We start from the raw sequence: 16,122 nt of genomic DNA on the forward strand, positions 1-16,122 counted from the left end.
TCTACGCCGATGATAGTGCGGATTGCCCGTGTGAAAGTAGGTAATCGTCAGGCTTCTCCTCAGTCAGAAACCCCACCCCGAAAAGGTGGGGTTTTTGCGTTTACGGCCGCCATAAAGCGGACGCTGAACTGGCAACCAGCGCATGCGCTGCGAAACGTATCATCTCTAGCACCACACCTCTCTTTACCGCAGCGCGTCCGCACGCCACTGCTTATCGATCACACAACATTTGTGCTCCGCAAGCGAAAGCGCTCATAAACAGTATCAGGGCGCCAGGATAGTCCACCCAGCCGCCCCATACTGCCTCATCCGTTACTTCCCCTGCGCAAGAAACTTCTGCGCCAGCCGAACCCAATACGTTGACCCAACCGGCAAGAGCTCATCGTTGAAGTCATAGCTCGCGTTGTGCAACATGCACGGACCGGCTCCATGGCCTGCTTCGCGGTGGCCGCCCTCGCCGTTGCCCAAAAACGCGTAGCAACCCGGCTTCGCCAGCAGCATGAACGAGAAGTCTTCTGCGCCCATTGTCGGTTCGACCGCATCGTCGACGTTTTCCGCGCCGACGATCTCTTTCATCACCGACGCCGCAAAACGCGCTTCCTCGCCGCTGTTAATGGTCGGCGGGTAATTCCGATGGAAGTGGACTTCGACGGAGCAATCGTATGCCTCGGCAGTGCTCGTCGCGATCTTGCGCATGCGCGATTCGATCAGATCGAGTGTTTCGGTGGTGAAGGTGCGGACGGTGCCGGCGATCCATGCATCGTTCGGGACGACATTAACCGCATCGCCAGCGTGAATTTGCGTAATTGACAGCACTGCGGTGTCGAGTGGCTTCTTGTTCCGCGTGATGATGCTCTGCAGCCCATTGGCGATCTGCACAGCCGTAAAGACCGGATCGCGGCCATTGTGGGGCAGCGCCGCATGCGCGCCGACGCCTTTGATTTCGATACGAAACTCGTTGCTCGAGGCCATGATCGGACCTTCGGTAACGCCAAAGTGCCCTGCCGGCATGCCCGGCCAGTTGTGGATGCCGAACACTGCATCCACAGGGAATTTCGCGAACAGACCGTCGTCGATCATCGCCTTCGCGCCGGCGCCGCCTTCTTCTGCCGGCTGGAAAATGAATACGATCGTGCCGTCGAAATCGCCGTGTTTTGCCAGATAGTGCGCGGCGCCGAGCAGCATTGCGGTATGCCCATCGTGACCGCACGCGTGCATCTTGCCATCGTTTTTCGAGCGGTGATCGAAGCTGTTGAGCTCCTGAATCGGCAGTGCATCCATGTCGGCTCGCAGACCAATCGCGCGCGAGCCATTGCCGCGCTTCAATACGCCGACCACACCGGTTTTGCCCAACCCGCGATGAGTCTCGATGCCCCAGGACTCAAGCGTCCGCGCGACGAGATCGGCCGTTGCCGTTTCTTCGTAGCGCAGTTCCGGATGGGCGTGGATGGTTCGTCGGAGGGTCTGGATTTCGCCGCGGGCGGCCTGGATTTCGGGGATCAGTTTCATGATGGAGTGGTGATGGGTTTGTGCTTGACTTGCGTGGGATCGCTCGGGGCCTCGCCGGCCCGGGCACTTGGGATAATTCATTCTACGCCGAAGGCCTTTTTGGCGGCACCACCCAGGTCAGTGGCCGATTGACGTAATAAAATTCTGTTTAGCCCGACCACTCACTGCGCACCGCTCGCGAGGACAGATTGCCGATGAACGCCCCGACCGAATTCGCGCGCGCCGTATGCCCGCACGATTGCCCCGACACCTGCGCGATGCGCGTAACCGTCGACAACGGACGGGCGATCAAGGTCGTCGGCGATCCTGACCATCCTCCCACGCAAGGCGTGCTGTGCACGAAGGTCAGCCGCTACGCCGAGCGCGTGAATCATCCGAACCGGCTCACCACGCCGATGAAACGCATCGGTCGCAAGGGGGAAGGCCGTTTCGAGCCGATCGGTTGGGACGAGGCGCTCAAGCTTGCCGCAAGCCGTCTCGGGGAAATTGCCCGCCGCGCGCCGGAAGCGATCCTGCCGTACAGCTATGCGGGCACGATGGGGCTAGTGCAGGGCGACAGCATCGCGCAACGTTTCTTCCACAAGCTCGGTGCGTCGCAGCTGGATCGCACGATCTGCGCGGCCGCCGGCGCCGCCGGCCTGAAATACACGTACGGCGCGGGCATCGGCATGCACACAGAATTTTTCGCGGAAAGCGAACTGATCCTGATCTGGGGCGCGAATCCGATTGCGTCGAACCTGCATTTCTGGACGCGCGCTCAGGAAGCGAAGCGTCGCGGCGCTCGCCTGATCGCCATCGATCCGTATCGCTCGCTGACCGCGGAGAAATGCCATCAGCACATTGCGCCGAAGCCCGGTACCGACGGCGCGTTGGCGCTCGGCATGATGAACGTGCTGATCACCGAAGACCTGCTCGATCACGAATACATCGCGGCCCACACGTTGGGTTTCGCTGAATTGAAGGCCCGCGCGCTCAGTTATCCGCTATCACGCGTTAGCGAAATTTGTGGAGTCGAAGAGCAGGTAATCGCCGATCTTGCGCGACTTTATGGCGATACGAAGAAAGCTTCGATCCGTTTGAACTACGGTCTGCAACGCGTGCGCGGCGGGGGTAACGCGGTACGCGCTATCGCGTGTCTGCCATCGCTGACCGGTGCGTGGCGCGAGCGCTCGGGTGGGATGCTGCTGTCATCGGGCGGTTGGGCGCCGGTCGATTCGCATGCGCTGCAGCGTCCCGATCTGATGCCCGGCTGGCCGTCGAAGCCCAGCCGCGTCGTCAATATGAATGCAATCGGCGACGCGCTGCTGCATCCGGGTGACGCGACGTTCGGCCCGAAAATCGAGGCGCTCGTCGTCTACAACTCGAATCCTGTGGCGGTCGCGCCGGATTCCGAGCGTGTCGCGGCGGGCTTCGCGCGCGAGGATCTGTTCACGATCGTGCTCGAGCACTTCCAGACCGATACGGCGGACTATGCCGATCTGCTGCTGCCCGCCACGACGCAGCTCGAACATCTCGACGTGCACAAGTCCTACGGCCATACCTATGTGATGGCCAATCTGCCGGCGGTCGCGCCCATCGGCGATGCGCGTCCGAACACCGAAATTTTCCGCGGCCTCGCGCGCCAGATGAGCCTCACCGAGCCGGCGCTATTCGATAGCGACGAAGCCGTCGCCGAGGCCGCATTCCGTTGGGACGACAAGATGCTCGAAGGCGTGGACTGGCCGACGCTCAAGCGCAATGGCTGGGCGCGGCTCAACCTGCCCGACGCGCCGTTCGCCGACGGCGGTTTCCGCACGCCGTCGGGCAAATGCGAGTTCTACAGCGAACGCCTCGCGCAGCAGGGCCTCGACCCGCTGCCGGACTATCTACCGCCCTATGAATCCGCCGACGGCGCACCCGAACTCGCGGCCCGCTATCCACTCGCGATGATTTCGCCACCCGCCCGCAATTTCCTGAACAGTACCTTCGTGAACATCGAAAGTCTGCGCGCGACGGAGGGCGAGCCGCATCTCGACATCCATCCGACCGACGCGCACGCACGCAACATTCGCGACGGCGAGCCCGTGCGTATCTTCAACGACCGCGGCTCGATGCAGGCTCGCGCCCGTGTGACCGACCGGGCACGCGAAGGGCTGGTGGTCGGTTTGTCGATCTGGTGGAAAAAACTCGCGCCGGACGGCCGCAACGCCAATCAGTTGACGAGCCAGGCGCTCACGGACCTCGGCGGTTCGGCCACGTTTTATGACTGCCTCGTCGAGGTCGAGCGAGCCGGAAACCACGCTGCAGATTGAGTCTGCGTGCGGCCTTTACCCGCTAGAGGTTCGAGGCCGCAGTCTAACCTCGTCGCTTTCACCATTGGCCACAATATGCCCATGCTACGATTCGTTTTTAGCACGATCATTCGAAAATAATTCAGGAGACGCTGCATGGAGAAAATCTGGCTGAAATCTTATCCGCCCGGCGTTCCCGCAGAGATCGACCCGACGCGCTATGCGTCGGTGGCCGAGTTGCTGGAGGAAGCCTTTCGCGAACACCGCGCCAAGCCGGCGTTCGTCTGCATGGGCAAGGAGATCAGCTACGGCGAACTCGACACGCAGTCGCGCAATCTTGCTGCGTGGCTGCAGTCGAAGGGCCTCGCCCGCGGCGCGCGCGTCGCGATCATGATGCCGAACGTGCTGCAATATCCGGTCGCGATTGCCGCGATCCTACGCGCAGGCTATGTGGTCGTGAACGTGAATCCGCTCTACACGCCGCGTGAACTCGAGCATCAACTGAAGGACAGCGGCGCCGAAGCGATTATCCTGCTCGAAAATTTCGCGGGCACCCTGCAGGCCATCGTGCGTAATACGGCGGTCAAGCATGTGATCGTCGCGGCGATGGGCGACCTGATGGGCATCAAGGGCCCGCTCGTGAACTTCGTCGTGCGTAAGGTGAAAAAGATGGTGCCGGCGTGGAGTCTGCCGGGCCACGTCAGATTCAACGACGCCGTCGCACAGGGCGCGCGCGCGACGTTCAAGCCGGTCCAGCAAGGGCCGGACGACATCGCGTTTCTGCAGTACACCGGCGGCACGACCGGCGTGGCCAAGGGCGCAACGCTGCTGCACCGGAATCTGATCGCCAACGTGCTGCAGTCCGAGGTCTGGCTCAATCCGGTGCGCGCGAACCGTACCGATATCGATCAGTTCATCACCGTCGTCGCGCTGCCGCTGTATCACGTGTTCGCGTTGACCGTATGCGGGCTGCTGACGATCCGCACCGGTGGTCTCGGCGTGCTGATTCCGAATCCGCGCGACATTCCCGGGACGATCAAGGCACTCGAAGGTTACGCGATCAACACGTTCCCGGCCGTCAACACGCTGTACAACGCGTTTCTGAATAGCCCGGACTTCCACAAGCTCAATTTCTCGAAGCTGCTGGCCGCGAACGGCGGCGGCATGGCCGTGCAGGAAGCGGTCGCGAAGCGCTGGTTCGAGTTGACGCGTACGCCGATCGTCGAAGGTTACGGGCTGTCGGAAACGTCGCCGTGCGCGACCTGCAATCCGGTCACCGCAACGGAGTACAGCGGCACGATCGGTCTGCCGCTGCCGTCCACCGAAATCTCGATCCGCGACGACGACGGCAACGAAGTCCCGCTCGGCCAACCCGGCGAGATCTGCATCCGTGGGCCGCAGGTGATGGCTGGCTACTGGAATCGTCCGGACGAAACCGCGAAGGTGATGACACCGGACGGCTTCTTCAAATCGGGCGACGTCGGCATGATGAACGCGGACGGCTTCGTGAAGATCGTCGATCGCAAGAAGGACATGATTCTGGTGTCCGGCTTCAACGTCTATCCGAACGAGATCGAGGATGTCGTCGCGAAGCTGCCGGGCGTATTCGAAGTCGCGGCCGTCGGTGTGCCCGATCAGCATTCGGGCGAGGCGGTCAAGCTGTTCGTCGTAAAGAAGGATCCGGCGCTGACGGACGAACAGATCTTCGCGTACTGCAAAACGCAGCTGACCGGCTACAAGCGGCCCAAGCACGTCGAATTCCGCACGGAGCTACCAAAGAGCAACGTCGGCAAGATTCTGCGCCGCGAGTTGCGCGACGGCACGGCGTAATAAGCGCACGCGCGCTCATCGCGTGTCAAAGAAAAAGCCCGGCGGACGTAAAGTCCGCCGGGCTTTTTGTTGCGTACTCCGGGAGATCCCGAACCGCACGCAGCGCAAACGCCGGCGCATAAAAAAAGGCGCCCGAAGGCGCCTTTGAGACAAACTGCGTTTTTACGACTTATTAGAACTTGTGGCGGATACCGATGCGAGCGGCGAACTGGTTGTTCGTCGTCGAGCTCGTCAGGCCGTTGATGTTTGCCGTTGCTTCGACAACGTTGCCAGCTGCGTTGACGGTGTCGCCCAGAGCATGCTGGTACACGCCGATCACGTAGACGTCGGTACGCTTGGACAGGAAGTAGTCCACGCCCACTGCGCCCTGGTGGTACTGAGCACGCGAGTTGCCTTCGATTTCGGTGCCGCGCGTGTAGTCATACGCTGCGCCGATCAGCAGTGCCGGGGTCAACTGGTACTTGAAGTTCAGTTCGGCGTTGTTGAACGTTGCCTTCTGGCCAGCGAACGGCGACGCGAACGTCTTGCCGAGGTTGCCGAACTGGATGTTCGAATACGTCAGGCCGACCGTTGCCGCGCCGAACGTGTATGCGCCGCCTGCACCGATGACCTGGTACGTGTTAGCCGACGTGAAGCCCGAGTACACCGCGCTCGTCACTGCAGCATTCGGTGCAGCGATCGTGCCGCCGTTGTTGAACAGGCCGCCCGAAGCTGCCGGCGTACGTGCGTTCAAGTAACCAACGCCCAAAGCCAACGGGCCGTTGTTATAGCCAGCACCCAACGACCAGATCTGGTTGCCGGTGAAGTTGCCTGCCTGGCCGCCGAGGCTGTACGTGCCGCCGAACGTCAGGCCGCCGTAGTTCGCGCTCGTGTACTTGATCGTGTTGTTGGTGCGATACGCGTTGTTGAAGTTGTCGATGTCGCCCGGGTGAGCAGCGATGTAGCCGCCCCACTGGTCGCCCGCTTCGAACGGACCGACGTAGTCGACGACGGAGTCGTACTGACGACCCAGCGTGACCGTACCGAACTGGCTCGACAGGCCGACGTATGCCTGACGACCGAACATCAGACCGCCTTGACCGAGCTTGCCGTTCGTCGTGTCAAAGCCGTTTTCCAACACGAACAGAGCCTTCAGACCGCCGCCCAGATCTTCCGTGCCGCGCAGGCCGAAACGCGAGCCTTGCAGGACGCCGCTGGACATGTCGTACTTATGGTAGCCGCCCGAGTTGGTGTTCATGTTGATACCAACGTCGACGATACCGTACAGGGTCACGCTGCTCTGAGCATGTGCGACGCCTGCGAATGCGCCCAGTGCTGCGAGAGCGAGAAGCGACTTTTTCATCGAATGATCTCCAAGGATTACGAATCTTTTGTACAAGGCAAAATATTTAATTAGTGCTGAGGGCCTTGCTTGTCCAACTTCGCGAGAAGTTGCCACGTAATGTAACAAAAGGCATACATGGCACAAAGAAAAAGGAAGCGACCAGGAACGCGCCTGTTTCGTTTACGCAACATGGTCTAAAATCGGAAATCGGCCGCTAATTTCATGCGAATTCGAGGTTCCCGGGAAACCGGTTTTGCGCCGCAAAGCCTTGTCGCGCGGAGCTTGCGGATCGATCGGTCGGTTGTCGAATCTGGGAGTGCTTTATGTTGCTGGATGAGTTGATTAGCGAGTTTGATCGGGGTTTACGCTCACTGACTGGCGTGTCGCGGATGAGTCGTCCGCTGCCCGTTCCGCAGGTATCCGCGGCGGTGATCGAGGCGCCGGAATTGTCAGCGGCGGAGCGCGCGCACTCGGCTGGACTGATGCGCGTAAATCACGTCGGTGAGGTGTGTGCGCAGGCGCTTTATCAGGCGCAAAAATTCGCGACTCGCTCGCCGTCGTTGCGCGCTATGTTCGATCACGCCGCGACCGAGGAAGAAGACCATCTCGCCTGGACTGCGAAGCGCCTCGAAGCGCTCGACTCCCGTCCGAGTCTGCTCAATCCGCTGTGGTACGCCGGCGCGCTTGCGGTCGGTCTCGCTGCCGGGCGCATGGGGGATCGCGTGAGTCTCGGCTTCATGGCCGAAACCGAGCGTCAGGTCGAACAGCATCTGGACAGCCATCTCGAGCAGTTGCCTGCCGCCGATCACGAATCGCGCGCGATCGTCGAACAGATGCGCGCTGACGAAGTGCAGCACGGCAAGGCCGCGATGGATGCGGGCGGTATCGAGTTGCCATTTCCCGCGCGCTCGCTCATGCGTGCCATGTCGAAAGTGATGACGCGCACGGCCTACTACATATAACAGCGCGTCCGGATCGTCCGAGCACCGCGCGCAAATCGGCGCGTGTTTAACCTCATTTAACCTCTTTTCCGGCAGTGAGACGGCACCGCGCGTGCCGCCCTTCATCCGTCCCCGCAACGCCGCTTTACCTCCTCCACACTGTCTTAACGATCTCTTTCAATCCGCGCTGTTCCCTCGCACTTTTCACGTATCACCTTCACAACTTGCACTAGCTCGTTCATTTATAACGGTTTTCCGTTTTGTGTATGACGTGTACGAGTCGCGCTAAGTCCTTGTTCTATCAAACAAAATCCACTCGAAAAGCGGGCCGCTCCCTTGACCCCTGTTTAGCGTTCCTCTAAAGTGGGAGACAGTGTGAGAAAGTGTATTTTTGTGTGATCTCAGCACCACTTTCGGGTAGATTTTCACGGATCGGACAGCCGGCGCAACAGCGTCGCAAGAGGGGAGAGCGAAGTGTTCCAAGGGGCGTCGGCGCTGACGCTCGATGCGAAAGGGCGGATGTCGATTCCCTCTCGTTATCGGGATGCGCTGCAGACACAGGCAGAGGGCCGGGTGACGATCACCAAGCACCCGGACGGCTGCCTGTTGCTCTTTCCTCGCCCCGAATGGGAAATCTTCCGTGACAAGGTCGACAAGCTGCCCATGAACGCAGCCTGGTGGAAACGCATTTTTCTCGGCAACGCAATGGATGTGGATATGGACGGCGCAGGCCGTGTGCTCGTGTCGCCGGAGTTGCGTGCGGCGGGCTCGCTGGAGAAAGAAGTGACCTTGCTCGGCATGGGTCGTCACTTCGAATTATGGGACGCACAGATTTACGCCGCGAAGGAACAGGCGGCGATCGCCGAGGGCATGCCCGACGCGTTGAAAGACTTCACGTTCTGATCGCGGCTTAACTTTATGGCATCTGCGATGGGAAATGAATTGCAGCATCGCACGGTGCTGTTGAACGAAGCGGTCGATGCGCTGATCACGCGCGCCGACGGCACGTATGTGGACGGCACCTTCGGCCGTGGCGGCCATAGCCGCCTCGTGCTGGAGCGGCTGGGCGAAGCGGGGCGGCTGATCTCGTTCGACAAGGATCCGCTCGCGATCGCGACGGCGCAGAAGATCGCCGATCCGCGCTTTGCCATCGTGCACGAGAGTTTTGCTTCACTGCGCGCCGCGATGGCGGAGCGCGGGGTAGGGCGGGTGTCGGGCGTTTTGCTGGACCTGGGCATATCGTCGCCGCAAATCGACGATCCGGAGCGGGGTTTCAGTTTCCGCGCCGACGGCCCGCTCGACATGCGGATGGACCCGACGCGCGGCGAGTCGGCGGCTGACTGGCTCGCGCGGGCCACGGTGCAGGAATTGACGGAGGTGATACGAGATTATGGGGAAGAACGGTTTGCTTTTCAGATTGCAAAGGCGCTTGTTGCTCGCCGGGCAGAGTCCGACCGTCTTGGGCCTCTCGTCAGCACGGGCGAGCTTGCCCAAATCGTGGCTAACGTCGTCAAAACCCGTGAGAAGGGCAAGGACCCGGCAACCCGCACCTTTCAGGCTATACGGATTCACGTCAATCAAGAGCTTGCGGAGCTGCAAGTCGTTCTAGAAGCAGCATTGTCGTTGTTGGAGCAAGGGGGGCGGCTGGTGGTCATCAGCTTTCATTCGCTCGAGGACCGGATCGTCAAGCGATTCCTGCAGGCGCACGCAAGCGCGCCGGCGGTCGATCGCCGCCTGCCGATCCGCGCAGTCGACCTGCCGAGCCCTCCGCTCAAGATCATCGGCCGTGTATTCGCGAGCGACGCCGAAGTCGCCGACAACCCGCGCGCCCGCTCTGCCGTGATGCGTGTGGCGGAGCGGATCGCGCCATGAACCGTCTCAATATCTTCCTGCTGATCATCGTGATGGGCTGTGCTTTGTCGGTGGTCAACGCGACCAATCAGCAGCGTCAGATCTTTATCCAGTTGCAGCGCGCCCAGTCGCAGGAGCGCCAGCTGCAGCAGGACTATTCGCAGCTTCAATATCAGCAGAGCGCGCTGTCCAAAACCTCGCGCATCGAACAGATCGCCACCGCGTCGCTGAAGATGCAATCGGTCACGACAGGCCGCACCCAATACCTGACGCTCGACCCGGGCGCCGCGAAAGCCGAGGACGCGCCCATTCCGACTTCCGCTCCGGCCTCGGCGCCGGCGACCCGTCGCGGAGGCGCGCGATGAAAAAATCGTCGGGGCACAAGAGCGTCGCGTTTTCGGCTAACCCGATCCTGTCGGTGCGTCTGCCGATGTGGCGCTCGAAGCTCGTCGTGTTCATGCTGTTCATGGCGTTCGTCGCGCTCGCCGCGCGCGCGTTCTGGATTCAGGGCCCGGGCAACGCGTTCTATCTGAAGCAGGGCGAAATCCGCTACCAGCGCCGCATCGAACTGCCGGCCACGCGCGGCAAGATTCTCGACCGCAACGGCCTCGTGCTCGCCACGAGTCTGCCGGTGCGCGCCATCTGGGCGATTCCCGAATCGGTGCCCGACGACCTCGGCGCGGACAAGCTCGCCGCGCTCGGCAAGCTGCTCGGCATGAGCCAGAAGGAGTTGCGCACCAAGCTGTCGGAAGACAAGACCTTCGTCTACGTGAAGCGCCAGGTGCCGGTCGACGTCGCGGAAAAAGTCGCCGCGCTCGACATCCCCGGCATCTACGCGCGCGACGAATACAAGCGCTTCTATCCGGAAGGCGAGATCACCGCTCACCTGATCGGCTTCACGAACGTCGAGGACGAGGGCCAGGAGGGCGTCGAGCTCGGCGACCAGAAGCTGCTCGCGGGCATGTCCGGCAGCCGTCGTGTGATCAAGGACCGGATGGGCCACATCATCGAGGACGTGGACGAGCAGGTCGTGCCGCACAACGGCCAGGACGTCGATCTGTCGATCGACAGCAAGATCCAGTACATCGCCTACACGAACCTGAAAGCGTCGGTCGAGAAATTCAAGGCGAAGGCCGGCGCGGCGATGGTGATCGACGTGCGCACCGGCGAAGTGCTCGCGCTCGTCAATTATCCGACCTACAACCCGAACGACCGCTCGCATCTGACCGGCGACCAGCTGCGCAACCGCATCCTGACCGACACGTTCGAGCCGGGCTCGATCATGAAGCCGTTCACGGTGTCGCTCGCGCTCGATCTGCACCGCGTAACGCCGACTACACTGGTGGATACGGGCAACGGGCACTTCGTTCTCGACGGTGCGCCGATTACCGACGACAGCGGCTTCGGCGTGCTGACGGTCGGCGGCGTGATCCAGAAGTCGAGCAACATCGGCGCGACCAAGATCGCGATGCAGCTGCGGCCCGAAGAGATGTGGAATATGTATACCAGCATCGGTCTCGGCCAGGCGCCGAAGGTCGGTTTCCCCGGCGCGGCGGCGGGCCGTCTGCGTCCGTGGAAAAGCTGGCGCCGCATCGAGCAGGCGACGATGTCGTACGGCTATGGCCTGTCGGTGTCGCTGTTCCAGCTCGGCCGCGCGTACACCGCGATCGCACACGACGGCGAAATCATGCCGGTGACGATCTTCCATCAGCCGGGCGATCAGCCGGCCACCGGTCCGCAGATCTTCTCGCCGACGACCGCGCGCGAAGTGCGCGCGATGCTCGAAACCGTGGTGTCGGCGCAAGGCACGTCGCCGGACGCGGCGGTGCCCGGCTATCGCGTCGGCGGCAAGAGCGGTACCGCGTACAAGCACGGTCCGCACGGCTACGACCACTCCAAATACCGCGCGTCGTTCGTCGGCATGGCGCCGATGCCGAATCCGCGCATCGTCGTCGCGGTATCGGTCGACGAACCGACGGCCGGCAGCCACTTCGGCGGCCAGGTGTCGGGCCCGGTGTTCTCGGGCATCGTCGGCGATACGCTGCGCGCGCTGAATGTGCCGCCCGACATGCCGGTCAAGCAGATGGTGGTGTCTGACGATTCGGCGCCGCCCGCGCCCGGCGCGCCGGCCACGCAAGCGCAGGCGAAGAAGCTGCCGACCAGTGCCGGCGTGAAGAAGATGACCATTTCCGCCAATACGAAGAATCATCCGGGAGTCGAGCGATGAGCGCGCTGCGCGAGCAACATCCAGCGCACCGGCAAATCGCCGACGCCCTCGCCTGGCTGCACGCGCACGTGCAGCCAGGCGCGCATCTGCACGCCGACACGCGCACGATCGCGGCCGGTGACGCGTTCTTCGCGTACGCGGTCGACGGCGCGGACAACCGCCCGCACATCGCCAACGCGCTCGAGCGCGGCGCGCTCGCCGTGCTGGTGCAACCGGAAGGCTTCGGCGGCACGCTCGACGCTTCGGTCGCGCACGCGGTGCCGGCGCTGAACGAACTCGCCGGCACGATCGCGAGCGCGTGGTATCGCGATCCGAGCGACGCGATGCTCGCGGTCGGCATTACCGGCACCAACGGCAAGACCTCGTGCAGCCAGTGGATCGCGTCGGCGCTCTGCGCGGTCGGCACGCGCTGCGCGATTGTCGGCACGCTCGGCAGCGGTTTTCCGGGCCAGCTGGCGCACACCGGTTTCACGACGCCCGACGCGCCGCAACTGCAACGCAGCCTCGCGCAATTGCGTGAAGCGGGCGCGAGAGCGGTGGCGATGGAAGTGTCGTCGCATGCGCTGCATCAGGGGCGCGTGAACGGCACGTCGTTCGACATCGCCGTGTTCACGAATCTGACGCAGGACCATCTCGACTATCACGGCACGTTCGACGCGTACGAAGCCGCGAAGGCGCGTCTGTTCGCGTGGCCTGAGCTGCGCGCGGCCGTGATCAATCGCGACGATGTCGCCGGCCGGCGTCTGCTCGCGAGCACGCGCGGTCATGCGCGCACGATCGCGTACGGCGTCGAAGCCGGACAAGGCAACGCCGGAGCCAACGCCAACGACGCGCCGCAAGCCGACGCCTGGCTCGTCGCGTCGAACGTGCGCGCGATGGCCACCGGCACCGCGTTCCATCTCGACACGTCGGATTGGGGCAAGACCGAAGTCGAAGTACAAACGCTCGGCCTCTTCAACGTCAGCAATCTGCTCGCGGTGCTCGGCGTGCTGCTCGCCGCCGATGTGCCGTTCAACGTCGCGCTCGCCGAACTCGCGAAGCTCGAGCCGGTGAACGGCCGCATGCAGCGCTTGGGCGGCCGTCTGCAGAACGACGAACCGCTCGTCGTGATCGATTACGCGCACACGCCCGACGCACTCGAAAAAACGCTCGAAGCACTGCGCCCGATCGCCACCGCGCGCGGCGGCGAACTCGTCTGCATGTTCGGCTGCGGCGGCGACCGCGATGCGACCAAGCGTCCGCTGATGGGCGCGATTGCCGAGCGCCTGGCGGACAGTGTCGTCGTGACGAGCGACAACCCGCGCGGCGAAGATCCGCTCGCGATCATCGGGCAAATTACCGCCGGCATGGCGGACGCGTCGAAGGCACGCCGCATCGAGGACCGCGCGAGCGCGATCCTGCAGGCGATCCGCGGCGCGGCACGCGAAGACGTGATCGTGCTGGCCGGCAAGGGGCACGAAGCCACACAGGAAATCATGGGCAAGAAACGCGCTTTCTCCGATCAGGATCACGCCCGCCTCGCGCTCGCCGCGCGGGCCACGCACGCACGCGGAGGTGGCGAATGAGCATGTTCTCGTTGCGCGCGGCTGCCGCGCAGATTCCCGGCGCCACCGTGCTCGGTGACGACAGCGTGCGTTTCGAGCGCGTGTCGACCGACAGCCGCAGCGCCGGCCCCGGCGACCTGTTTATCGCGATCAAGGGCGATCGCTTCGACGCGCACGACTTCCTGCCGCAAGTCGCGACGCGCAACGTCGCGGCCGTGCTGGCCGCGCGCACGCCGGAAAACTGGAACGTGCCGACGATCCGCGTCGCCGATACGCGCGCCGCGCTCGGCGCGCTCGCGCGTGGCTGGCGTCGTCAGTTCAGCCTGCCGCTCGTCGCGGTGACGGGCAGCAACGGCAAGACCACGGTCAAGGAAATGATCGCGTCGATCTTCGCGGCCGCGGTCGGCGCCGACGCGCGGCTCGCCACGGCCGGCAACTTCAACAACGACATCGGTCTGCCGCTTACGCTGTTTCGTCTGCACGCCGCGCATCGGCTCGCGGTGGTCGAACTCGGCATGAATCATCCGGGTGAAACCGAACTACTCGCGAAGCTCGCCGAGCCGACGGTTGCCGTCGTCAACAACGCGCAGCGCGAGCACCAGGAATTCATGGCGACCGTCGAAGCGGTCGCGCTCGAACACGCGAGCGTGATTCACGCGCTGGCGCCGGACGGCACGGCCGTGTTCCCCGCCGACGACGCGTACGCGAGCATCTGGCGCGTCGCCGCGACCGGCAACCGCATCCTCGATTTCGCGCTGAACAACGCCGAGCGCACGACCGAAGCCGCAGTGACGGGCCGGTTCGACGGCAAGCGCCTGAGCATCGACACGCCGCAAGGCCACCTCGACGTCACGCTGCAGGTGCTCGGCGATCACAACGCGCACAACGCGCTCGCCGCAACCGCGGCCGCGCTCGCCGCGGGCGTGTCGCTCGACGCGATCCAGCGCGGGCTCGAATCGTTCGGCGCGGTGAAGGGCCGTCTGCAGGTCAAGCAGGCGGCGCTCGGCGCGCTCGCCGGCGCGACCGTGATCGACGACACCTACAACGCCAATCCCGATTCGATGCGCGCGGCGATCGACGTGCTCGCATCGCGTGCGTCGCCGCGTGTGCTCGTGATGGGCGACATGGGCGAGGTCGGCGACAACGGTCCGGCGTTTCACCGCGAAATCGGTGCGTACGCGAAAGAGCGCGGGATCGATGCGCTGTATGCGATGGGCGACGCGTCGCGCGACGCCTGTACCGCGTACGGCGCGGGCGCGCAGCACGTCGCCGATGTCGGCGCGCTGGTCGCGCAACTGGAACAGGCCGGCTTCGGTCCGGCCGCAACGTTTCTCGTGAAAGGCTCGCGCTTCATGCAGATGGAGCGCGTGGTGGACGCCGTTACGAGTCCACAACCCAACGCCGCGGGCACGACGCCCGCGGCACATTGAAATAAGAAGGACCGAAGCATGCTACTGGCGCTGGCGCAATGGCTGCAGAATGACGCAAGCTTCTTGCGCGTGTTCAGTTATCTGACGTTTCGCGCGGTGATGGCGACCATCACCGCGTTGCTGATCGGGCTCGTCTGCGGCCCGGCGGTGATTCGCAAGCTGACCGCGATGAAGGTCGGCCAGGCCGTCCGCAAGGACGGTCCGCAAACCCACCTCGTCAAATCCGGCACGCCGACGATGGGCGGCGTGCTGATCCTGCTCGGCATCGGCGTGGCCACGCTGCTGTGGGCCGATCTGACCAACCGCTTCATCTGGATCGTGATACTCGTCACGTTCGGCTTCGGCGTGATCGGCTGGGTCGACGATTACCGCAAGGTCGTCTACAAGGACCCGCGCGGCATGTCGTCGCGCGAGAAGTATTTCTGGCAATCGGTGATCGGTCTGTTCGCGGCGGTTTATCTCGCGTTCAGCGTTTCCGAGGCGAGCAACGTGCGGGTGTTCGACCTGTTCATGGCATGGGTGCGCAGCGGCCTGTCGATGGGCCTGCCCGCGCGCGCCGACCTGCTGGTGCCGTTCTTCAAGTCGATCACCTATCCGCTCGGCGTGTGGGGCTTCATCGTGCTCACGTATCTGGTGATCGTCGGCGCGAGCAACGCGGTGAACCTGACCGACGGCCTCGACGGCCTCGTGATCATGCCGGTCGTGCTGGTCGGCGCCTCGCTCGGCGTGTTCGCATACGTGATGGGCAGCTCGGTCTATTCGAAGTACCTGCTGTTTCCGCACATTCCCGGCGCGGGTGAATTGCTGATCTTCTGTTCGGCGATGGGGGGCGCGGGTCTGGCGTTCCTGTGGTTCAACACGCACCCGGCGCAGATGTTCATGGGCGATGTCGGCGCGCTCGCACTCGGCGGTGCGCTCGGCACGGTCGCGGTGATCGTGCGTCAGGAAATCGTGCTGTTCATCATGGGCGGCATTTTCGTCGCGGAAACGCTGTCAGTGATGCTGCAGGTCACGTGGTTCAAATACACCAAGCGCCGGTTCGGCGAAGGGCGGCGCTTCTTCAAGATGGCGCCGCTGCATCACCATTTCGAATTGTCGGGCTGGAAGGAAACGCAGGTGGTCGTGCGTTTCTGGATCATCACGTTGATGTTGTGTCTGTTCGGTTTGTCCACACTCAAGCTGCGTTAAGCGGCGCG

At 63.2% G+C, this 16,122-nt stretch carries 12 protein-coding genes; 10 read left to right on the top strand and 2 right to left on the bottom strand.

Features of this window, described 5'->3' with window-relative positions; genetic code table 11:
- Positions 1 to 312 precede the first annotated feature (312 nt).
- Positions 313 to 1,509: a M20 aminoacylase family protein gene (locus HHL14_RS30490; RefSeq protein WP_169501326.1), complete on the bottom strand. Its 1,197-nt coding sequence runs from the start codon at positions 1,507 to 1,509 to the stop codon at positions 313 to 315.
- Positions 1,510 to 1,703: 194 nt separating this feature from the next.
- On the opposite strand from HHL14_RS30490, the gene HHL14_RS30495 reads away from it, so the two are divergent.
- Together HHL14_RS30495 and HHL14_RS30500 are read left to right on the top strand one after the other, a co-directional pair.
- Positions 1,704 to 3,800 (top strand): molybdopterin-containing oxidoreductase family protein, encoded by a 2,097-nt coding sequence (locus HHL14_RS30495; RefSeq protein WP_169501327.1) that lies wholly within the window; start codon positions 1,704 to 1,706, stop codon positions 3,798 to 3,800.
- A gap of 135 nt (positions 3,801 to 3,935) precedes the next feature.
- Positions 3,936 to 5,609 (top strand): long-chain fatty acid--CoA ligase, encoded by a 1,674-nt coding sequence (locus HHL14_RS30500; RefSeq protein ID WP_169501328.1) that lies wholly within the window; start codon positions 3,936 to 3,938, stop codon positions 5,607 to 5,609.
- Positions 5,610 to 5,781: 172 nt separating this feature from the next.
- Here HHL14_RS30500 and HHL14_RS30505 read toward each other — a convergent pair whose 3' ends face one another.
- Positions 5,782 to 6,951, bottom strand: a complete 1,170-nt coding sequence (locus HHL14_RS30505) for a porin (RefSeq protein ID WP_169501329.1) — start codon at positions 6,949 to 6,951, stop codon at positions 5,782 to 5,784.
- A gap of 305 nt (positions 6,952 to 7,256) precedes the next feature.
- Between HHL14_RS30505 and coq7 the strand changes: the two genes are divergently transcribed.
- The 8 genes from coq7 to mraY all read left to right on the top strand — a co-directional run bounded on the left by coq7 (position 7,257) and on the right by mraY (position 16,114).
- Complete coding sequence (gene coq7, locus HHL14_RS30510; RefSeq protein ID WP_169501330.1) at positions 7,257 to 7,895, top strand: 2-polyprenyl-3-methyl-6-methoxy-1,4-benzoquinone monooxygenase; 639 nt, start codon at positions 7,257 to 7,259, stop codon at positions 7,893 to 7,895.
- A gap of 453 nt (positions 7,896 to 8,348) precedes the next feature.
- Complete coding sequence (gene mraZ, locus HHL14_RS30515) at positions 8,349 to 8,777, top strand: division/cell wall cluster transcriptional repressor MraZ (RefSeq protein WP_013090620.1); 429 nt, start codon at positions 8,349 to 8,351, stop codon at positions 8,775 to 8,777.
- 15 nt (positions 8,778 to 8,792) lie between these two features.
- Positions 8,793 to 9,746 carry a 16S rRNA (cytosine(1402)-N(4))-methyltransferase RsmH gene (rsmH, locus tag HHL14_RS30520; RefSeq protein ID WP_169501331.1) on the top strand — a complete coding sequence of 318 codons (954 nt, stop codon included), beginning with the start codon at positions 8,793 to 8,795 and terminating at the stop codon, positions 9,744 to 9,746.
- A complete protein-coding gene (gene ftsL, locus HHL14_RS30525) occupies positions 9,743 to 10,090 on the top strand; it encodes a cell division protein FtsL (RefSeq protein ID WP_169501332.1) in 348 nt (115 codons plus the stop codon). The genes rsmH and ftsL overlap by 4 nt, the downstream gene beginning before the upstream one ends.
- Positions 10,087 to 11,952, top strand: coding sequence for a peptidoglycan D,D-transpeptidase FtsI family protein (locus HHL14_RS30530; RefSeq protein WP_169501333.1), 1,866 nt, complete (start codon positions 10,087 to 10,089; stop codon positions 11,950 to 11,952). The genes ftsL and HHL14_RS30530 overlap by 4 nt, the downstream gene beginning before the upstream one ends.
- Positions 11,949 to 13,517, top strand: coding sequence for a UDP-N-acetylmuramoyl-L-alanyl-D-glutamate--2,6-diaminopimelate ligase (locus HHL14_RS30535; protein ID WP_169501334.1), 1,569 nt, complete (start codon positions 11,949 to 11,951; stop codon positions 13,515 to 13,517). Before HHL14_RS30530 ends, HHL14_RS30535 begins: the two co-directional genes overlap by 4 nt.
- Complete coding sequence (locus HHL14_RS30540; RefSeq protein WP_169501335.1) at positions 13,514 to 14,926, top strand: UDP-N-acetylmuramoyl-tripeptide--D-alanyl-D-alanine ligase; 1,413 nt, start codon at positions 13,514 to 13,516, stop codon at positions 14,924 to 14,926. The genes HHL14_RS30535 and HHL14_RS30540 overlap by 4 nt, the downstream gene beginning before the upstream one ends.
- 18 nt (positions 14,927 to 14,944) lie before the next feature.
- Entirely contained in the window at positions 14,945 to 16,114 is a 1,170-nt protein-coding gene (gene mraY, locus HHL14_RS30545) for a phospho-N-acetylmuramoyl-pentapeptide-transferase (protein WP_169501336.1), read from the top strand.
- Positions 16,115 to 16,122 lie beyond the last annotated feature (8 nt).

The organism is Paraburkholderia antibiotica, assembly GCF_012927125.1.
Classification (GTDB): Bacteria; Pseudomonadota; Gammaproteobacteria; order Burkholderiales; family Burkholderiaceae; genus Paraburkholderia; species Paraburkholderia antibiotica.

Excerpts from the sequence above, each read along its gene's own strand:
- HHL14_RS30530 (WP_169501333.1), top strand. The coding sequence starts at position 10,087 with ATGAAAAAATCGTCGGGGCACAAGAGCGTCGCGTTTTCGGCTAACCCG.
- HHL14_RS30490 (WP_169501326.1), bottom strand. The coding sequence starts at position 1,509 with ATGAAACTGATCCCCGAAATCCAGGCCGCCCGCGGCGAAATCCAGACC.
- coq7 (WP_169501330.1), top strand. The coding sequence starts at position 7,257 with ATGTTGCTGGATGAGTTGATTAGCGAGTTTGATCGGGGTTTACGCTCA.
- mraY (WP_169501336.1), top strand. The coding sequence starts at position 14,945 with ATGCTACTGGCGCTGGCGCAATGGCTGCAGAATGACGCAAGCTTCTTG.
- HHL14_RS30505 (WP_169501329.1), bottom strand. The coding sequence starts at position 6,951 with ATGAAAAAGTCGCTTCTCGCTCTCGCAGCACTGGGCGCATTCGCAGGC.
- rsmH (WP_169501331.1), top strand. The coding sequence starts at position 8,793 with ATGGCATCTGCGATGGGAAATGAATTGCAGCATCGCACGGTGCTGTTG.
- HHL14_RS30540 (WP_169501335.1), top strand. The coding sequence starts at position 13,514 with ATGAGCATGTTCTCGTTGCGCGCGGCTGCCGCGCAGATTCCCGGCGCC.
- HHL14_RS30495 (WP_169501327.1), top strand. The coding sequence starts at position 1,704 with ATGAACGCCCCGACCGAATTCGCGCGCGCCGTATGCCCGCACGATTGC.
- HHL14_RS30535 (WP_169501334.1), top strand. The coding sequence starts at position 11,949 with ATGAGCGCGCTGCGCGAGCAACATCCAGCGCACCGGCAAATCGCCGAC.
- ftsL (WP_169501332.1), top strand. The coding sequence starts at position 9,743 with ATGAACCGTCTCAATATCTTCCTGCTGATCATCGTGATGGGCTGTGCT.
- HHL14_RS30500 (WP_169501328.1), top strand. The coding sequence starts at position 3,936 with ATGGAGAAAATCTGGCTGAAATCTTATCCGCCCGGCGTTCCCGCAGAG.